Source organism: Pseudomonas sp. P7759, assembly GCF_013386445.1.
GTDB lineage: Bacteria > Pseudomonadota > Gammaproteobacteria > Pseudomonadales > Pseudomonadaceae > Aquipseudomonas > Aquipseudomonas azotoformans_A.
The window spans coordinates 1-398 of sequence record NZ_JACART010000146.1; the positions used below are offsets into that span (position 1 = coordinate 1).

Here is a 398-nt window from a genome sequence, read left to right on the forward strand (position 1 = left end):
CTCGGCCGGACCAAACTTGTGAAAACGGATCGTGCGGGACATCGCAAACCTCGTCAAAGTAACCTCTAATGCCATGAACTCTATCTGGGCTTTCCGGGTAAGACCACCGGTCGCCATTAATAGTCGACATGCCTGTCATTGATTCCGCATGTGAGGAATAGACCTCAGCTATCGTAGGAAAACTCAATTATCCTGTGCAGAGTACCAGCCTTTCCCCGTAAGATTCATGCCGGTCATTGTTTACATATGGCCGCTCTCGTCAAGTTTGCTGACTCTTCCAGGACACAAGATGAACCGTAACGACCTGCGTCGTGTCGACCTTAACCTCTTGATCGTATTCGAAACCTTGATGCATGAGCGCAGTGTGACCCGCGCCGCCGAGAAATTGTTCCTCGGCC

General features: G+C 51.0%; 1 pseudogene. It reads left to right on the plus strand.

The features are described 5' to 3' along the window. Window positions 1-289: 289 nt before the first annotated feature. Window positions 290-398, plus strand: a pseudogene (locus HX823_RS31730) (LysR family transcriptional regulator); the annotation flags it as partial.